The organism is Rhodococcus sp. NPDC019050 (assembly GCF_055664235.1).
The window spans coordinates 158,853-177,095 of the sequence record NZ_JBVOON010000007.1 but is presented as its reverse complement, the minus strand read 5'-3'; the positions used below and the strand labels follow the sequence as shown (position 1 = coordinate 177,095).

14 protein-coding genes and 4 pseudogenes are annotated in these 18,243 nt (G+C 66.3%); 7 read left to right on the top strand and 11 right to left on the bottom strand.

Annotated features, from left to right (window positions below):
• A pseudogene (locus tag AC0B44_RS10695) lies at positions 1 to 269 on the top strand (SRPBCC family protein); the annotation flags it as partial.
• Here the strand turns inward: AC0B44_RS10695 and AC0B44_RS10690 are convergent.
• A pseudogene (locus tag AC0B44_RS10690) lies at positions 211 to 1,396 on the bottom strand (acyl-CoA dehydrogenase family protein). The pseudogenes AC0B44_RS10695 and AC0B44_RS10690 sit on opposite strands and share 59 nt — an antisense overlap.
• On the bottom strand, positions 1,380 to 2,372 hold the full coding sequence (locus AC0B44_RS10685) for an acyl-CoA dehydrogenase family protein (protein WP_471902857.1): 993 nt from the start codon (positions 2,370 to 2,372) through the stop codon (positions 1,380 to 1,382). Before AC0B44_RS10685 ends, AC0B44_RS10690 begins: the two are co-directional and overlap by 17 nt.
• A gap of 178 nt (positions 2,373 to 2,550) precedes the next feature.
• Here AC0B44_RS10685 and AC0B44_RS10680 point away from each other — a divergent pair, with 178 nt between their 5' ends.
• Genes AC0B44_RS10680 through AC0B44_RS10670 form a run of 3 tightly spaced genes read left to right on the top strand, consistent with a single transcriptional unit; the run spans position 2,551 to position 5,154 of the window.
• The gene (locus AC0B44_RS10680; RefSeq protein WP_378529079.1) at positions 2,551 to 3,198 is read left to right on the top strand and encodes a TetR/AcrR family transcriptional regulator; all 648 of its coding nucleotides are present in this window, start codon (positions 2,551 to 2,553) and stop codon (positions 3,196 to 3,198) included.
• Positions 3,199 to 3,244: 46 nt separating this feature from the next.
• Positions 3,245 to 4,063, top strand: coding sequence for an acyl-CoA thioesterase (locus tag AC0B44_RS10675; RefSeq protein ID WP_471902856.1), 819 nt, complete (start codon positions 3,245 to 3,247; stop codon positions 4,061 to 4,063).
• Positions 4,064 to 4,113: 50 nt separating this feature from the next.
• Positions 4,114 to 5,154: an NAD(P)H-dependent amine dehydrogenase family protein gene (locus tag AC0B44_RS10670; protein WP_471902855.1), complete on the top strand. Its 1,041-nt coding sequence runs from the start codon at positions 4,114 to 4,116 to the stop codon at positions 5,152 to 5,154.
• Here the strand turns inward: AC0B44_RS10670 and meaB are convergent.
• Genes meaB through AC0B44_RS10655 form a run of 3 tightly spaced genes read right to left on the bottom strand, consistent with a single transcriptional unit; the run spans position 5,147 to position 8,620 of the window.
• On the bottom strand, positions 5,147 to 6,055 hold the full coding sequence (gene meaB / locus AC0B44_RS10665; protein WP_471902854.1) for a methylmalonyl Co-A mutase-associated GTPase MeaB: 909 nt from the start codon (positions 6,053 to 6,055) through the stop codon (positions 5,147 to 5,149). The two genes, AC0B44_RS10670 and meaB, sit on opposite strands and share 8 nt — an antisense overlap.
• A complete protein-coding gene (locus AC0B44_RS10660; RefSeq protein ID WP_471902853.1) occupies positions 6,052 to 7,191 on the bottom strand; it encodes a thiolase family protein in 1,140 nt (379 codons plus the stop codon). The genes meaB and AC0B44_RS10660 overlap by 4 nt, the downstream gene beginning before the upstream one ends.
• Positions 7,184 to 8,620, bottom strand: a complete 1,437-nt coding sequence (locus AC0B44_RS10655) for a class I adenylate-forming enzyme family protein (RefSeq protein WP_471902852.1) — start codon at positions 8,618 to 8,620, stop codon at positions 7,184 to 7,186. The genes AC0B44_RS10660 and AC0B44_RS10655 overlap by 8 nt, the downstream gene beginning before the upstream one ends.
• A gap of 47 nt (positions 8,621 to 8,667) precedes the next feature.
• On the opposite strand from AC0B44_RS10655, the gene AC0B44_RS10650 reads away from it, so the two are divergent.
• Both AC0B44_RS10650 and AC0B44_RS10645 read left to right on the top strand, forming a co-directional pair.
• The gene (locus AC0B44_RS10650) at positions 8,668 to 9,537 is read left to right on the top strand and encodes an amidohydrolase family protein (RefSeq protein ID WP_471902866.1); all 870 of its coding nucleotides are present in this window, start codon (positions 8,668 to 8,670) and stop codon (positions 9,535 to 9,537) included.
• Positions 9,538 to 9,569: 32 nt separating this feature from the next.
• Positions 9,570 to 10,331 (top strand): SDR family oxidoreductase, encoded by a 762-nt coding sequence (locus AC0B44_RS10645; protein ID WP_471902851.1) that lies wholly within the window; start codon positions 9,570 to 9,572, stop codon positions 10,329 to 10,331.
• Between the two features lie 456 nt (positions 10,332 to 10,787).
• Here the strand turns inward: AC0B44_RS10645 and AC0B44_RS10640 are convergent, their stop codons facing one another.
• The 5 genes and pseudogenes from AC0B44_RS10640 to AC0B44_RS10620 all read right to left on the bottom strand — a co-directional run bounded on the left by AC0B44_RS10640 (position 10,788) and on the right by AC0B44_RS10620 (position 15,996).
• The gene (locus AC0B44_RS10640; protein ID WP_471902850.1) at positions 10,788 to 11,711 is read right to left on the bottom strand and encodes an alpha/beta hydrolase; all 924 of its coding nucleotides are present in this window, start codon (positions 11,709 to 11,711) and stop codon (positions 10,788 to 10,790) included.
• 122 nt (positions 11,712 to 11,833) lie between these two features.
• Positions 11,834 to 12,601, bottom strand: coding sequence for an enoyl-CoA hydratase/isomerase family protein (locus AC0B44_RS10635; protein WP_471902849.1), 768 nt, complete (start codon positions 12,599 to 12,601; stop codon positions 11,834 to 11,836).
• 1 nt (position 12,602) lies between these two features.
• Positions 12,603 to 13,687, bottom strand: a pseudogene (locus AC0B44_RS10630) (acyl-CoA dehydrogenase family protein).
• A complete protein-coding gene (locus AC0B44_RS10625; RefSeq protein ID WP_471902848.1) occupies positions 13,674 to 14,579 on the bottom strand; it encodes an acyl-CoA dehydrogenase family protein in 906 nt (301 codons plus the stop codon). The pseudogene AC0B44_RS10630 and the gene AC0B44_RS10625 overlap by 14 nt, the downstream one beginning before the upstream one ends.
• Entirely contained in the window at positions 14,557 to 15,996 is a 1,440-nt protein-coding gene (locus AC0B44_RS10620; protein WP_471902847.1) for a class I adenylate-forming enzyme family protein, read from the bottom strand. Before AC0B44_RS10620 ends, AC0B44_RS10625 begins: the two co-directional genes overlap by 23 nt.
• A 103-nt stretch (positions 15,997 to 16,099) precedes the next feature.
• On the opposite strand from AC0B44_RS10620, the gene AC0B44_RS10615 reads away from it, so the two are divergent.
• Positions 16,100 to 17,131 (top strand): 2Fe-2S iron-sulfur cluster-binding protein, encoded by a 1,032-nt coding sequence (locus AC0B44_RS10615; RefSeq protein WP_471902846.1) that lies wholly within the window; start codon positions 16,100 to 16,102, stop codon positions 17,129 to 17,131.
• Between the two features lie 76 nt (positions 17,132 to 17,207).
• On the opposite strand, the pseudogene AC0B44_RS10610 reads toward AC0B44_RS10615, so the two are convergent.
• Positions 17,208 to 18,214, bottom strand: a pseudogene (locus tag AC0B44_RS10610) (CaiB/BaiF CoA transferase family protein).
• Positions 18,215 to 18,243 lie beyond the last annotated feature (29 nt).

Here is an 18,243-nt window from a genome sequence, read left to right as displayed (position 1 = left end):
GCTCCGAAATCGGCGCCAACTGGAAACTGTTCATCGACGCCTTCGCCGAGTTCTACCACGCACCGATCCTGCACATGAAGCAAGCGGTCAAGGAAGAAGCCGAAAAACTCGCCGGCTACGGCTACGAGGCGCTGCACTACGACCTCCAGCCCCCGCACTCGATGATCTCCTCCTGGGGCGGCATGGCACCGCCGAAAGACCTCAATATGGTCAAGCCCATCGAACGCGTTCTGCGCTCAGGCCTGTTCGGACCCTGGGACAAGCCCGAATCTCCGATGTGCCGCCGGCGATGGTGCCGGCGAAGCTCCTGACGAAGCGTTCGAACCAGCTGGACGAGAAGTTGTCGAGATTCCACGGCACATACGCCGATGTGGTGGCGGGATGGGCGAGGCCGTCGCTGCCCGCTGCGTCGAGCGCGTACTCCGCACCGTTCTGCACCGCTTCGGACCCGAGCAGCTTGAGTACCGACAGGGCCGGCACATCCTGGCTTCCGCGCGACTCACGCACCAGCGCAGCCGAACCGAGAAGCTTCAGTGCCTGATGGTCCATGACGAGACTTGCGAACCGATCGCGATCGAGCACAGTCTGCGGGCGGAAATCCTCGACGAGATCCTGCAACCGATCGGAGAAACTCAGCCACAGCAGCGTCCGCTCGTGGCCGAGCGAGCCGTTGGCGACCTTCCAGCCACCGTTCAGCTCACCGAGGAGGTTTTCGGCCGGGACTCGGACGTCGGTGAAGAACACCTCGTTGAAATCCCGGTCGACGCCGTCAGCTATCGAAGGGAACGGTCGCCGCACGACACCCGGGGTGTCGGTCGGAATGAGCAGGACACTGATGCCCTTGTGCTTGGGGGCGTCGGGATCGGTCCGCACGAAGGTGAGGAGAACGTCGGCATCGTGAAGCACCGGAGGTCCAGACCTTCTGTCCGTTGACGACGAAGTGATCGCCGTCGAGGACCGCACGGGTGCGTAGCGACGCGAGGTCGGACCCGGCGCCGGGTTCGCTCATTCCGAGCGCAGCCGTGATCTCGGCTCGCAGGATGGGAACTGCCCAGTTCTTCTTCTGGTCCTCGGATCCGAACGACAACAACGACGCCGCAATGATTCCGAGTCCCTGCGGATTGAAGCTGTGATAGATCCGCCTCTTCGACAATTCCTCGAGGTGGACGTACTGCTGCAGGATCGTCGCGTTCCGGCCGCCGAACTCCGGGGGGTTGGCGGGCAGCAACCAGCCGTGGTCGAACTGTGTGCGCTGCCAGCGTCGCGCCCACTCCGGAACATCGGCACTCGAGCGTGCGCGCTCGCCGGCCTCCGACTCGTCGGGCAGGTTCTCGTCGAGGAACGCCACGAACTCGGCGCGGAATTCCTCGACGTCGGCATCAAACGAAAGTTGCACGGTACTCCTCGGCGATCAGCGCCCGGTGCTCCGACGCGGAACCGAGCATGTGCTCGGCGGCCCGGGCGCGCTTGAGCGCGAACTGAAGGTCGTTCTCCCAGGTGAATCCCATGGCGCCGAACAATTGCAGGCCGCTGCGAAACACGAGGGATTGGCATTCTCCCGCAGCAGCTTTCGCCATCGATGCCGCAAGTCTGCGGCGCGGGTCGTTCTCGGCGACGGTCAGTGCGGCGAAGTAGGCGAGTGCGCGAGCGCGCTGGATGGCGACGTGCATGTCGGTCGCCCGGTGCTTGACCGCCTGGAACGACCCGATGGGCACACCGAACTGTTGGCGGTTGCGCACGTGGTCGAGCGCGAGGTCCAGAACACGCTGGCACGCACCGACTGTGGACAAGGCCAGACCGGTGAGGGCGATGTGGCGCGCCCTCTCGACGTCGATGCCCGTGAGGGGATCATCGACGCGCACGGCGTCGAAGGTGACATCCGCGACGTGGAGCACCGGATCGAATACAGCACTTCGACGCGCGGTGACCTTGTCGGCCGCGACCGTGAAGACACCGGTTTCGGTGGCCACGGCGAGTCGCTCCGCCCTGTCGCCGTCGAGCACCCGCAGTGCCGTGCCGTGCAGGGTCCACCCTGACGAGTCCCGATACGCTTTGACGCCGTCGTATACGGCCGCTCCGGCGTGATCCGGTCCGCTCACTCCCGCGAGTGGCGCGTACTGGGTGGTCGTCGAGAGAAAGGGAGTCGGGTCGGTTGCCCGGCCGAGTTCCTCGACGACGATGGCGAGTTCGACCGCCGCCTCGGGATCGGCCAGTTCGGTCCATCCCATTTCCAGGTAGGTCTTCCACAGCGGTGCCGGATCGGCGCCGCTGTCGACCACGGCACGTACGAGAGTGGGTGGACACTCTTTCGCCGTTACGTCGCGGACAGTTTTCTGCCACAACTGCTGATCGGAGTCGAACTCGAAGAGCATTCCGGCATGCCTCCTTGCCAGTGCTGTGATGCACAATGGTGCGAGAATATCATTCTCTCGTGAGGATAGTAAGAGTCTCTCGTCCCGACGGGAGGGTGCAGTCGTTACCTCGAATCTTCCCTACCCTCTAGTACAGTGCACCTATGTCCACCCCACGTGACGAAGCGCAGCTCGAGCGGTGACCGGCCCCAGCGAAGAGCCGGCCTGGAAGCAGCGGGCAGTGGAGCGGTCCATTCGGACCGCCAAACTGCGCGCCGAACAGCGCGTGCAGCGGTTCCTCGACGCTGCTCAGGCGATCATCACCGAAAAGGGAAGTACCGACTTCACCGTCCAGGAAGTCGTCGACCGGTCGAAGCAGTCACTCCGGAGCTTCTACCTGCAGTTCGACGGAAAGCACGAGCTTCTGCTCGCCCTGTTCGAGGACGCACTCGGCCGCTCGGCCGACCAGATCCGTGCCGCCGCAGCGGGTGAGGACGACCCCCTCGACCAGCTTCGCGTCGCCGTCGAATTGCTTTTCGAGTCGTCGCGCCCGGACCCGACTGCACAGCGTCCCCTGTTCACCGATTTCGCTCCTCAGCTGCTGCTCACGCATCCGGCCGAGGTCAAGGTCGCGCACGCGGCGATGCTTGCACTGTTCACCGAGCTCATGGAAAAGGTCGCGGCCGCCGGCAAGATGCGCGAGGGCGCCAACCCGAAGCGCATGGCTGCCATGACGATGCAGACCGTGATGTTCATCGCACAGTCCAGCGGTGGCGACGACACGGCACGCGCGATCACCGCCGAAGAAGTCTGGACCTTCTGCTCCGAAGGATTCGCTGCCCGCTGACGAGAACGGTATTCTCAAAGCTGAGCAGTTCGCTTACACTCGGCGTGTGCCCGAGCTCTGGAACGATCTCCTCGCCTGCCTCGACCTACGCGCATGCCCCTCGGACGACGACCGAAACGAGGTCGCGCTCTTCGACGGTGCCAACCTGCAACTGGAGTACCACCGGTTGTTCGGGGGGCAACTTCTCGGGCAGTTCGTCCGCGCCGCGCAACTCTCCTGCCCCGAAAAGCGCATCAAATCGCTGCACGCGGTGTTCGCGCGTGAAGGTCGTGCGGACGAGCCCGTGCGATACGAGGTCACCCGGCAGCACGAAGGTCGTTCCTTCGCGACTCTGACAGCGGTCGCACGGCAGTCCCGCGGCGTTCTCGCGACCGCGTCGGTGTCCATGCACGCGCACGAAGAAGGCCCCGACCTCCAGACCGCCGATGCCGTGCCCGGAGTCCTGCCGGCCGACACCCGTACCGAATACTCGCTGATCCCGTGGGAGACCCGCACGACGACGGATCTCGCAGATTCCGGCGTGTCCGCCCCGGAGTTCGAGATGTGGATGCGCACACCGGAAGTCGACTCTCTTTTCGCGCCCGCGCTCACCGCGTACGCGACCGACCTCAATCTCATCGGTACCGCTCTGCTCGGCATCGAAGGCTTCGATCACACCGGCAACGGAACGAAGTTCACCTCGGCGGTCACCTCGCACAATCTCTGGTTCCACCGCCCCTTCCGCAGCGACGAATGGCTGTTGCTGCGCCAGCACAGTCCCGTACTGACCCACGGTCGCTGCTTCGGCCGTGGCGACGTGCTCACCGAGGGCGGCAGCCTCGTCGCCTCGTACGCGCAGGAAGCTCTCGTTCGTCTTCCCGGATAGGTCTCGTTGCAACCCTTTTCGCGTGATACCCGTCGAGAACGAGGTGTGAAGTGGAAGAGTCCCGTCCTCTGCGGGTGGTTCAATGGGCCACCGGCAACATCGGCACACGCGCACTGCGGGCGGTGATCGACCACCCCGCCCTCACCCTTGCGGGCGTGTACGTTCACAGCGATGACAAGGTCGGCCGTGACGCCGGGGAGTTGTGCGGACGCGACACGGTGGGCGTGCCCGCCACCGGGAACATCGACGACGTCCTGGCTCTGGGCGCCGATTGTGTCTTGTACATGCCGCTGAGATTCGACCTCGACGAAGTTTGCCGGATCCTCGCGTCGGGAACGGACGTCGTCACCACACGTGGAGAATTCCACCATCCGAGGACGATGGATCCGGCGCTACGTGCTGCCGTCGAGGAGGCGTGCGCGCTGGGTGGTACCTCGATCCACAGCACCGGAAGCAGTCCGGGTTTCATCACCGAAGCCGTGCCCCTCGTCCTCGCGTCCATCCAGCGTCGTCTAGAGCACCTGGCCATCGACGAGTACGCCGATCTGTCGCAACGCAATTCACCCGGAATCCTGTTCGAGGTCATGGGGTTCGGCGGGCCGGCCGGAGACTTCGCGGATTTCCGCCTCGCCCACGTACAGTCGAATTTCGGCCCGTCCCTCTCGGCGCTGGCCGACGCACTCGGACTCTCCCTCGACTCGATCGTAGCGTCCGGTGAGGTCGCGCTCGCACGCAGAGCCGTCACCATAGCGGCCGGAACCATCGACGCCGGTACCGTTGCAGCACAGCGGATCACCGTGTCCGGCATGAAGAACGGCAGGGAACTCATGCGGTTCCGGCCCACCTGGTACTGCACCGACGATCTCGACGCGGACTGGGATCTTCATTCGACCGGGTGGCACATCTCCGTCGACGGCGACGCTCCCCTCGATATCGAGATGCGGTTCCCCGTTCCCCCCGAGCGGATGAGCGAGGTGTCGCCGTCGTACACGGCCAACCGCGCGGTCAACGCGATTTCCGCGGTGTGTGCGGCGGCGCCCGGCATCCGGACCACCGTCGAACTGCCCCTGATCGTTCCCGAGTTCAGCTGACCGGTCCGCGGGGAACCGCAGCGGCGCCGAAGATCAACTGTTCTGCGGCCGCGTACGCGTCACTGCTACCGTCCGCGACCGAATCCGCCAGGTCCCCGAGCGCGGGATGCGTACGGAGCAGCGTGTGCGCAAGGGAGAGAACCTGAGCCTGGGCGCGCGCACTCCGTCGTTCCGGGGTATCTGCGCGCTGGTGCGCCTCGATGGCGTCGAGCAACTCCGGGATTCCGGCCCCGGCCGACGCGACGAGCTTGAGGATCGGCACCTTCGCCTCGGTCCGGAGATCCCGGACGGCCTGATCCGCCCCCTCCCGGTCCGCCTTGTTGACCACGAGAATGTCGGCAACTTCGAGCAGTCCTGCCTTCGCAGCCTGAACGGTGTCTCCCCCGCCGGGATTGAGTATCACCACCGTGGGATCGGCGACCGAGGCGATCTCGATCTCCGACTGCCCGACGCCCACTGTCTCGAGCACGATCATGTCGTAGGCCAGGGCGGCGAGGAGGCGGATCGCAGCCGGCACCGCAGCCGCAAGCCCACCGAGATGTCCACGTGAGGCGACGGATCGGATGAGCACGTCACGGTCGTGGACGTGCTCGGCCATCCTGATGCGGTCACCGAGGAGGGCCCCGCCGCTGTACGGCGACGACGGATCCACCGCCAGGACCGCGACCCGTAGCCCGCGTGCCCGGTAACCGGCGACCATCGCGCCGACGGTGGTGGACTTACCTGCCCCGGGTGGGCCGGTGACACCGACCACCCGGGTGGTTGCCGGACCCAGAGCCTCGAGCACTTCGTTGCGACGTGGGCTCTCGACCAGACTCAGCAGCCGCCCTGCGGCGCGCTGAGACCCTCCGCGCGCCGCAGTGAGCAGATCGGCGATGTTCGCCGTGCCGGGACCACTCAAGGCGCGGGTACCTCGATGACGGTGGCCGAGCCCATGCCTCCGCCCGCGCACATTGCCGCGACACCGATGCCGCCGCCGCGACGGCGCAGTTCGTAGACGAGTGTCACGAGCATGCGCGCACCGGTCGCCGCGACGGGATGACCGAGGGAGCAACCGCTGCCGCTGGTGTTGACCTTCTCGGGGTCGAGGTCGAGCAACTTGATGCACGCGACGCACTGCGCGGCGAACGCTTCGTTGATCTCGAAGAGATCGACGTCGGCGATGGACAGGCCCGCGCGTGCGAGGGCCTTGGGGATCGCCTCGACGGGAGCAAGTCCGGTGATCGCCGGATCCACGCCGACCGAGGCCCAGGCGCGGACAGTGCCGAGCGCGGGCAGGCCGAGGTCGCTGCTGGCGATGGCGAGTGCCGCCGCGGCGTCGTTACCGCCGCTGGAGTTGCCCGCGGTGATGCCGAAGCCCTCGATCTCGGGGTGCAGCACCTTCAGCGAGGCGAGCTTCTCGAGGCTGGTGTCGCGGCGGGGATGCTCGTCGACGGAGAACAGTCCGTGCGGGGTCTCGATGGGAACGATCTCTTCTTTGAAACGTCCCTCGTCGATGGCCCGAAGTGCCATCTGATGCGAACGGAATGCCCAGGCGTCCATCTCTTCTCGGGTCACCCCCGCCTTCACTGCGGCGTTCCAGCCGACCGTGATGGACATGTCGCGGTTGGGTGCGTCGGGCTGGTCGGGGTGGGTGGGCGACATCCACGGCACCCACTCGTCGCCGTTGCAGACCATCGACCTCGGGGAGGTGGAGGCGGAGTTCACGCCTCCGGCGATCACGAGCTGATCCATACCGGCACGGATTCCTGCCGCGGCGGTCTGCACCGCGGCGAGACCGGCTGCGCAGTGCCGGTTGTGGGACAGCCCGGGTACGGAGACGAGCCCGGAGGTGAGTGCGGCATGACGTGCGATCACGCCGCCGCCGTACAGGCCCTCACCGAGGATCACGTCGTCGATGAGGCTCTTGTCGAGGTCCTCGGCGGTGGCCGACACCACGTGGTGGGCGAGTTCGAATGCGGTGGTGTCACGGAGCGTGCCCTTCATGGCGGTACCGATCGGGGTACGCAGGGCAGAGACTATGACGGCTTCAGGCATGGGTGTTCTCCAGTTCGGCGAGTAGGTTGCGGCGCAGAAGTTTTCCTGTTTCGGTCTTCGGAAGCTCGTCGCGGAACACGATGGTGTCCGGCGTCTTGGACGAGCGCAGCCGGTCCTTGACCCATCGGCGAACTTCGTCCGGGTCTGCGGAGCCGACGAGTACGGCGACGAGGCGCTGACCCCACTCTGCGTCGGAAACTCCGATGACGGCAGCTTCGGTGACCCCGGGGTGCGCAAGCAGCACGTCCTCGATCTCGGCGGGGGCGATGTTCTCACCGCCCCGGATGATGGTGTCGTCGGACCGGCCCTCCACATACAGGTAGCCGTCGCTGTCGAGGTGCCCGAGGTCGCGGGTGGAGAACCAGCCCTCGCTGTCGAGGACGCTGCGGTTGCCGTATTCGCCGGAGATCTGTTCCCCGCGAACGTAGATCAGGCCGCTGTGACCCGGTTCCACCGGCTCTCCGTCTTCGGTGCGGATCTCGATCTCGATGCCGGGCAGCGGACGTCCGACGGAACCGAGACGTTCACGGATCGCGGGATCGGCCGAGGCGAAGGCGATCCGGTGATCGTCGGGGCCGAGCACCGCGACGGACGAGGCGGTCTCGGTGAGGCCGTAGGCATTGACGAATCCCGTGTGCGGGAACGCCCGCAGTGCGTGCTCGAGGACCGGGCGCGGCGTTCGTGAGCCGCCGTAGGCAATGCTGGCGAGCGAGGGGGTATCCGCTTCGCCGTCACCGAGTTCGGCGACGATGCGCGCGAGCATCGTCGGCACGAGCATGGCATGCGTGACGTTCTCGCGACGGACGGTGTCGAGCCACACCTTCGGGTCGAAGGCGGCGAGATACACCACCCTGCGTCCCGTGTAGAAGTTCGACAGGAGATTGGTCAGGCCCGCGATGTGGTACGGCGGGACCGACACGAGCGACGCGTCGGTTTCGGCGGCCGTGGCGAACTCCATCGTGTTGAGAACGTAGGCCAGCAGATGGCGGTGCCGCAGGATTGCGGGCTTCGGATCCGACGTCGTCCCACTCGTGTAGATGATCGCCGCGACCGCGTCGCCGTCCCACTGGCCTTCCAGGTCGGACGTGTCGACTTCGCCGAGTGCGTCGTCGGTGAGCGCATCGAGGTCGGACTCCTCGAGGACGAGCGCACCCGGATGCCGATCCTTCAACGCGGTGAGTTGCTGCTCCCCGAGTCGGTAGTTGAGAGGAACGAACGGCACACCTGCCAGAGCCGCACCGAACAGAGCCACGGGGTACGCGAGATGGTTCGCTCCCGAATACAGGACCGCCGGATGATTCCGGAAGCCGACGGCTGCGCGGCGCGCCAGAGTGTCGAGGCGCGCGGCAGTGAGCGTTCGATCGCCGACGGTCGCCACCGCCCGATCACCGTTGCTTGCGGCCATTTCTAGAATCATGCTTAGGTTCATGAGAACACTATTCTCACAGGTGCAGAGCCGCAGTTGCAAGAAGAGCAATCGAGATGCAGGTAGAAGGTAGCTCCGCGATCGTCGTCGGACGATTCATCCCGCTCGGCATCATCCCGTTCTTCGACGTCGACGAATCCGTCGAGGAGATCGCGCGGCTCGCCGCCATGGGATGCCGCTCGATCAGCATCCCCGAAACCCCCTACGGCGTCGGTGAAGGATTTCCCGACTTCAAGTCCGGCTACTGGGACCCGATCTTCAAGGCCTGCGTCGACCACAACATCGTGCTCAGCCTGCACATCGGCGGGGGAATCAACCTGGTCAAGCGGCCCGACGGTTTCGACATCGACGACATGTTGATGCTGACACCGCTGATCTCCACCATCGCCGCCACCGACATCATGCTCAGCGGAGCCTTCCGGAAGTTCCCGAATCTCAAGGTCGCGATGAGCGAGGGCGGTGTGGGCTGGGCGGCGCCGTGGCTCGACCGCCTCGAGCGGCACATCGTCAACCAGTCCTGGACGGGAGCGAGCTTCCTGCCCAAGGGCATGACGCCAACCGACGTGTGGCGCAGCAACTTCCTGGCGTGCTACATCACCGAACCGAGTGGACTGAACAACCGCGACCATCTGGGGATCGACACCATTGCGTGGGAGTGCGACTACCCGCACTCGGACTCGACCTGGCCGAACTCACCGGAAGTCCTGAAAGCCGAGCTGGATCGAGCGTCCTGTACCGACGAGGAGATCGACAAGATCACGTTCGGCAACGCCGCGCGGTTCTTCGACTGGGACCCGTTCGCCCACATCCCTCGTGAGCAGGCGACGGTCGGTGCTCTTCGCGCCCGCGCCACGGATGTCGACATCAGCGAAACGTCCAAGACCGAGTACCGCCGCCGCTACGAGCTCGCCCAGTCCTAAGCGGCTGCCGCCGACCGAAAAGGAAACACGACATGACAGATACTCCGCAGCTGGATGGCAAGGTCGCCATCGTGACCGGCGCAGGAGGCGGCATCGGGCGGGCCTACTCCCGGGCACTCGCCGAAGCCGGCGCAGCCGTGGTGCTTGCGGACGTCAACATCGATTCCGCGACAACGGCTGCCGACGAGCTGACGGCCGAGGGTCATCGCGCGCTGGCCCTCGCCGTCGACGTCCGCGACGAAACGAGCACCCGCGAGATGGCGGCCACGGCGGCCTCGCACTTCGGGTCCGTCGACATCCTGGTGAACAATGCCGGACTGATGGCCGAAGTGGTCGGCGAGGGCTCTCTCACCACCATGGAAATAGACCTCTGGAACCGCACGCTCGCCGTCAACCTCACCGGTCCCCTGCTCTGCAGCCGCGCCGTTGTTCCCTATATGAAGGAGCGCGGCTACGGCAAGATCGTGAACCAGTCGTCGAGCGGCGCCTTCATGGCCGCGCAGGCATACGGCATCACCAAGCTGGGCCTGGTGAGCATGACCGTGTCACTGGCGCGCGAACTGGCACCGTTCGGTATCCGCGTCAACGCGATCGCACCGGGCATGGTCAACACCGAGGCCGGATCGATCGCGTCGCCGCCCGAACTCAAGGAGATGGTGAAGCACGCCATCCCGTTCCCCTTCGGTGAACCCGAAGAGTTGATTCCCGGCCTTCTGTACCTGGTCTCGTCCGGCAGCGACTGGGTCACGGGCCACACCCTCAACATCGACGGCGGCTGGGTCGTACGGGTCTGATGTTCCTATCCGGCAATACTTCTCGCAGAAAGTGAACGTATGAAGAACTACCTGCTCGTCGAATCCCATCCCTCTCACCCCGAGCGTCTCGAGGAATTCAATCGGTGGTACGACGAGGTCCATATCCCCGAGGTGGTGGCCCTCGACGGATTCGTCGGCGCCATCCGCCTGGCGCCGGCCGACCCCGACGGCGGACCGTCGGTCACGATCTACGAACTCGAGGGTGACCCACAGGCCGCCAAGGACAACCGTGCACGCGGCCGCAGCGGCAAAGCAGTTGAACATGTCCGACTCACTGAGCTACGGTCCGATCCCGAAGATGCGTATCCTCGCGCTGCAATCGGAATACTCCAAGCCGCGCGTATAGCGCCATCACGAACTGCGGGGGCGACGAACACCCCTTTGCGACGGGCGGGGACGCGACAGCGTCCTCGCCCTGCGTGCTTCGCCTGCGGCTCAGTACTCCTCGAGGCCGCCCCGGGTGGGCCGCACCCCCAACGCGGTGGCCAGCACGGCACACTGCTCGTCGAAGAAACCTTGCGCCACACGCGTTCTCGACGCGACGAGATCGAAGCCGTGGAATGCGCCCTCGACGATGTGAAATCCGCACGGCACACCCGCCGACGCCAACCGGTCGGCGTACTCGCGGTTCTCCGCGAAGAACAGATCGTGCGAACCCACACCGATCCAGGTGGGAGGAAGATCCCCGAGGTCGTCACGCCGTGCCGGAACTGCTTCGCTCCGATCGGCCGCGCCGAGGTAGCTTTCCCACCCGAACCGATTCGACCTCTCGTCCCACAAACGGGTGTGTCGCGGTCCGGTGCCGGTGCGGTCGTCGAGCATCGGGTACACCAGCAACTGGAAGACCGGCGGCGGGATCTCCCGGTCACGGGCCCGGAATGCGAGCGCGGCAGCAAGTCCCCCGCCGGCGCTCGCTCCGCCGATCGCAATCCGCGAGGCGTCCACATCCGGACGCCGCGTCAGCCACTCGTAGATCCGGCTGCAGTCCTCGACCGGAACCGGATACGAATGCTCCGGCGCAAGCCGGTACTCGACCGACGCCACCGAGACTCCGAGTTCTTCGGCGAACCTGCGGCACAGTGCGTCGTCCTGGGCGGCGCGTCCGAACACGTATCCACCGCCGTGGATCCAGAGCAAGGCGGGTCCCGGTTCGTCGCTCCGAGCGGTCGACGGCCGGAACCAGCGGACGGCGACACCGGGTTCGAGCACATAGACGTCCGGGTCGTTGCCACGGATGGCTCGAGTGAGAGTGCGCAGTACCGGCAGCGACCGAGACGTGACCGTCCGGCGGGGTGCAAGCAGCGCGATCCACCGCAGATCGGGGTGGAATCCAGGTAGCGAACGCAGGCGATCGATCAAGAATCACCTCGGTCGGCAACCGGCATTGTTGATCTCCTTGTCGTTCTGGTCCGGCGATAATAGACGCTTCGAGACGGGCACCGGATGCTCGGTGCCCGGTGCCCGTATCGATGCCCGCCGGATCAGGACTTCGCGGCAGTCAGCTTTGCGATGTTGGACTGGAAGTCCGCGCTCTGGAACGTCATCTCCTCGGCACTCATCGCGTAGTCGAGTGTCGCGAGCACGGCCCGTTCGAGATGGATGTTGAGCAATCTCTTGGTGGCTTCGATCGCCTTCTGCGGTTGTTCCGAGATGCGCTTGGCACAGGCGAGCGCTTCGCTCAGCGGGTCGGCGACGACGTGGTTCGCCAACCCGAGTTCGCAGGCCCGCTGTGCTGAAACCCGCTGGCCGGTGAACGCGAACTCCTTGGCCTGCAGCAAGCTGATCTGGAGAGGCCACGTCAGAGGGCCACCGTCCGCCGCGACCAGGCCGACCTGAACATGAGGGTCGGCCAGGTACGCCTTCTCACCCATGTAGACCATGTCGCTGAGCGCCACCAGGCTGCAGCCCAGACCCACGGCCGGACCGTTGACCGCCGCGACCACGGGAACCCGGCACCGTGCCATGCCCAGCACGATCTCGCGGCCGTCGGCGATCGTCTTCGCGCGCAGGTCCGCATCTTTCGCCAGTTCGGCGAGGTAGGCGAAGTCGCCGCCGGCGGAGAATGCGCGGCCCGCACCGGTGATCACGGCAGCACGCGCGTCCCGGTCGGCGCTCAGGCGCGGCCACAAGCGGGCCAGTCCCTCGTGCAGGGGATCGTTGACGGCGTTGAGGTCGTCGGGCCGGTTGAGGGTGATGATCCGCAGGGAACCATCGGCCCTGACGTCGATTTCGTCGGGCATGTCGTACATGTCAGACCCCCAATCCGAGGATTCGCGAAGCAATGATGTTCTTCTGGATCTGCGAGGTGCCGCCCATGACACTCTGTGCCCGGCTGTACATGTACGACCCCAGCAGTTCGGGATCGCGGGTGCCGGCCACGGACAATGCCGCGTGTCCGACCGACTGGTCGACCCACGTCATGAGCAGCTTGTCGAGCGAGCCCTCCGACCCGTGTGAGACGCCGTCGAGCTGTTCGGACAACCGGCGTCGCACATGCAGCCGCAGCATCTCCGATTGCACTGCGGCCCAAGCCAGATCTTCCGGGGGCCGGCCGTCGACGCGAGCGGCGAGCTGACGCACGAGCTTGCCGTAGCGCGCTGCGAAGCCGAGCGTCGACGGTTCGCGTTCGTGGCCGACGACCGTCATCGCGACCCGCCATCCTTCGCCGGGCGCACCCACCATCCGGTCGGCGGGCACCCTCGCACCGTCGAAGAGGACCTGGCCGAACTCCTTGGTGACGCCGCTGATCATCTTCAGGGGCCGCTGTTCGATCCCGTCCTGGTGCATGTCCACGATGAACGCGGAAATACCTTTGTGCCGTGGCGCATTCGGATCGGTGCGCGCGAGCAGCAGGCACCAGTCGGCCACGTCGGAGCTCGTCCAGACCTTGTGGCCGTGCAGGACGTACTCGTCACCGTCCTGGGTCGCCGTCGTGGTGAGCGACGCGAGGTCGGAGCCGGCGCCGGGCTCGCTGAATCCCTGACACCACCGCTCGGTTCCGTTGATCATGCCGGCAAGGAAACGGTCGCAGAGTTCTTCGCTGCCGTGGTGTCCGAGACCGACGACGAGGTAACCGAGGCTGGGACGCGGCGGCGCGCCCGCGATGGCCAGTTCCTCGTCGAGGATCACGTCGTAGACGGGTGGCAGATCTTGCCCGCCGTGCTTTTTCGGCCAGGACAGTCCGAAGAATCCGCTCCGTACAGCGCCTGATGCCATTCGCCCTGGCGCGCCCAGTATTCGTCGCCCGAGGTGGGGAACGTACCGGCTACGCCGGCGAGCCAGGTGCGCAGGCGGTCGCGGAAGGCTGCTTCGTCCGGCGAGTCACGAAAGTCCAAGGTCGATCTCCTCCAGGCTCACGGGGAACAGTTCGGTGGACGTCAGCGTCCGCCGCAGATAGACGTGCTCGATGCACTCCCAGGTGTTACCGATGCCGCCGTGCACCTGGACGGCGGTCTCGCAGACGGTCCGTGCCGCCCGCGCGCAGTAGATCTTCGCGATGCGTGCGGCGCGCACGGCTTCGTCCGGAGCGAGTTCGTCGACGGCCCAGGCGGCGTGCCGCAGCACGCTGATCGATCCTTCGATCAGTGCTTGGCTCTCGGCGAGCAGGTGCGCGACGGCCTGATACGACCCGATCGCCTTGCCGTACTGCTCGCGCAGCTTGGCGTACTCGACAGCGACGCTCTGCGCTCCCCGCGATGTCCCGACGAGATCCGCGCAGGTCGCGACGAGTGCGAGGGCATATCCGCGTTCGATGGGCTCGGCGTCCAGATCTCCGATCGCGGTGTACGGCTCCGTGAGAGTGGCGAACCCACGGGTGAGATCGGCGCCGGGTGCTGGCTCACCGATCTCCGCCGACAGCACTGTCGTGCCGCGGACGACCAGGGCCTGCTCCAGTCCGTGTGCGTCGAACGCGTCGTCACCGATCGCGATTGCCCACGTCTGCTGGTCCTCGGCGACGTGGCGTCGCAGATCGTCCGCGAGGATCGGTCCGAGGAACGGCACGTCGACGAGCCCGCGTCCGAATTCCTCGGCGACGATTGCCACCTCGACGCCGGAGGCGCCGTCCGAGCGCAGCGAACGCCAGCCCGTCGAGTCGACGGTCTTCTCCAGTCGTGCGCGGCGCGCCGCGTCGTCGAGGTCCTGGACCGATCCCGGGCCCAGGTCGTCGGCCAGCCTGGCGGCAGCATCTCGCAACTGCTGTTGTTCATTCGTCAGACGTACGTCCATGGCGCTCCTCGAGTAGTCGGCGCAACACCTTGCCGGAGGGCAAGCGGGGAATTTCGGGGACAAAGATCACGCGGCCGGGACGCTTGTAGGACGCGAGTCGCTCGCCGACGTAGGTGATGACCTCGTCGGAGTCGAGTGTCGCGGTGGCGCAGGTGGTGACCGCCGCGACCACCGCTTCGCCCGCGGCCTCGTCGGCGACGCCGAAGACGGCGCAGTCGGCCACGGCCGGGTGGCCGTGCAGTACGGCCTCGACTTCGGCGGGAGCGACCTGAAAGCCCTTGACCTTGATCATTTCCTTGGATCGGTCGGTGATGCGGACCCATCCGTCGTCGTCGACGGACCCGACGTCGCCCGTGCGGTACCACCCGTCGCTCGACGCATCGGCGGTCGCGTCGGCGGGAAGGTACCCGGCCATCAGGGACGGCGATTTCACCTGGATCTCACCGCGTTCACCGGGAGCCACCGGTTCGCCGGTGTCGAGCGAGACCACACGCAGGTCCACGCCGGGCACCGCACGACCCACACTGTCGAGACGTGCGCCGTCGACGGGGTTGCACGCGATGACCGGTACTTCGCTGGCGCCGTAGGCGGGAACCCACGGCACGCCCGTGCGGCGCGTGACCGCTTCGGCGACGCTCGGGGTGACGGGGGTTGCTCCCCACATGATGTATCGGAGCGAGGACAGATCGAGCGATTCGAGGCCGGGATACGACGCGATGGCCAGGGCGATGGGCGCGACTGCCATCTCGACGGTGATCCTGTCGCGCTCGATGTGCCGCAGCATGGTCTCGAGGTCGAACCGGCGATGCAGTCGCATCCAGGTGCCGGCTTCGAGCGCGGTCACGATGTTGAGCAGGCCGAGGATGTGCGACGGCGGGGTGACGATCTGGATGCGGTCGGCCGACGTGAGCGCGAGCGCATCCCGCCAGTGCGCGACGGCGGCACCGAAAGACGCATGGGTGTGCCTGACCGCTTTGGGCAGGCCGGTGGTGCCGGAACTGAACACGAGCACCGCATCGGAGTCCCGGTCCACGCGCGGGAAGGCGAAACCGGACGGGACTGCGATGGGGTCGGGCCCGTCGAGGTGCAGCATCGGGACGGACGCGTCGTGGTCGGCGACAGCCTCGGCCAGTACGGCGGCGTCTCCCACCGCGGCCACCGGGTCGGTGAGACCGAATGCGTGGTCCACCTCGGTGCGCTTCCACGACGGGCTCATGAGCACCACCACGGCGCCGAGCCGCCAGATGGCTCGCACGGCGGCGACGAACTCGGGACGGTTCGACGACATGAGCGCGACCCGGTCGCCGATACCGACGTCGTGGGCGCGAAGCCGGTGGGCGATGCCGTCGGCACACGCGTCGAGATCGGCGAGTGTGAACTCGCGATCCTCGAATGCCAGCACGGCGGGCTCTGTCATGGGGCTCTCTCGCGTATGGGATTCATGATGAGAGGTTTCCCTCTCATGAGTGAGAATAGTACTCTCCACTTAGCAGAATACTAATACCAGGAGGAGACGGTCCATGGCGAGACCACCACTGTTTCAGCGCGCGACCGTGACCCGGATCGTGAAGGAGACGGACGACGCCCGCACCTACGTGCTCGCCCCGGACGACGGACCCTTCACCTATCGGTCGGGGCAGTTCTGCACGTTCAAGGTGACGGTCGACGGAACCGTCCTCTACCGGTCGTATTCGATGTCGAGTGCTCCGGAGACCGACTCCGAGATGATGATCACCATCAAGCGAGTACCCCACGGGTCGGTCTCGAACTGGCTCCACGACAACGTCTCCGAAGGTGACGCCGTCGAGATCACTCGGCCCGCCGGCACTTTCCTGCTCAGGCCGGCCGAGGGTGCAGTACTCGGGTTCGCGGGCGGAAGCGGCATCACCCCGATCCTCTCGCTCGCCAAAAGCGCCCTCGCGTCCACCGATCGTCGTGTCCGCTTGCTCATCGCCGACCGCGACCGTCCGTCCGCGATCTTCGAAACGGTCCTCACCGAACTCGTAGCCAGGTATCCGGACCGGCTCGAGGTCGTCCGGCACTACGACGACGAGAGCGGACTGCTCGATCCCGCGTTCGTCGCGGCCTTCGTCGGGTCCGACACCGCCGCCGACAGTTACGTGTGCGGTCCGGAAGCGTTCATGGACATGATCGAGATCGCACTGAGCGGCAGCGGCCAGGTCTACAGCGAGCGGTTCGGAAGCGCAGCCGAACCGATCCTCGTCGCCGACGTGCTCGTGGAGGCGACCGAAGCACCCGTGGCCGTACCGGCAAAGATCGAGGGCACCGTGTCGATCCGGCTGGGAAGCAAGCGGGTCTCGGTGCCGCGCCACCCCGGGGAGACCCTTCTCGAAAGCGCACGGCGCGCCGGTCTGGCACCGCCGTTCTCCTGCGAGGCCGGCAACTGCGCGACCTGCATCGCCAAGATCGTCGACGGCAGCGCGACGATGCGCGTGAACGATGCCCTCAGCGACGACGAGATCGCCGACGGCTACATCCTCACCTGCCAGGCGGTGCCCGACAGCAACGACATCAAGGTCCGGTACGAGTAGCTGCACTCGATCTGCGCGCCGAAAGGTGATCTGCTCGGGAAGTTCCCCGAGCAGATCACTTTTCGGCGAGCAAATGTCAGAGCGGCGGTGCGGGTGCCTTGTCGTGCTCCCCCAGACGAGGCGGCGGGCCGTACCGAGGTTCGTATCCCTCCACGCGGATCGGGTTGCCCACCAGACGGAAATCACCGGCGGTGACGATCGCCTCCGGTGTCGCCTCGAGTGCGTCGGGCAAGGAGCGCACCGCGGCGGCCGCACCCCCAGTGGACGAAGCCGGCGTTCCCAGCCCGACGCGGTATCGCGGGCGAGCACAGCAGTGACGACCTCGAGCACCTCGTCGCGGCGACTCGCGCGCTCGGCCATCGTCCCGAACCCCTCGATGCCAGCCTCTGCGGCGAACGTCCGCCAGAAGCCGTCGTGGGTGATGAACAGCGCCAGAGTTCCTTCGGAGGTTGGGAACAGCTGTGCGGGAACGTAATACGAGTGCGCGCCGTTGGGCATCCGTCGTGGCTCGCTGCCCTCGTTGAGGTACGCGGACGCACGGTAGTTGAGCTGCGAGAGCATCACGTCACGCAGCGAGACATCGAGTTGCCCACCGCGACCGGACACGATCTGCGCGAGCAGACCCAGCGCGGCGGTCAGCCCTGTCGAGTTGTCGGCCGCGGAATAGCCGGGCAGCGTCGGCGGCCCGTCGGGATCACCGGTCAGGGACGCGACGCCCGTGACCGCCTGGATGACGTAATCGAAGGCGGGATCGTCCCCGGAGTTCAGGCCGTATCCGGTGAGCGCGACACACACGATCTTGTCGTTGTGGGACCGCAGCGCGTCGTAGGTCAGGCCGAATCTGCGGATCGCCGAGGGCTTGAGATTGACCAGCAAGGCGTGCGCTCCGACCGCGAGTTCGCCGAGCTTCTGCTGCCCCTCGTCGGACGAGAGGTCCAGGCAGATACTGCGCTTGCCGCGGTTGAGACTCGCGAAGTACGCGTCGCTCACCTGACGGGAGAGGTCGCCGGTGGGCGGTTCGATCTTCGTCACCTCGGCACCGAGGTCGGCGAGCATCATCGTGGCGTAGGGGCCGGCGAGGATGTGGCCGACCTCGAGAATGCGGATCCCAG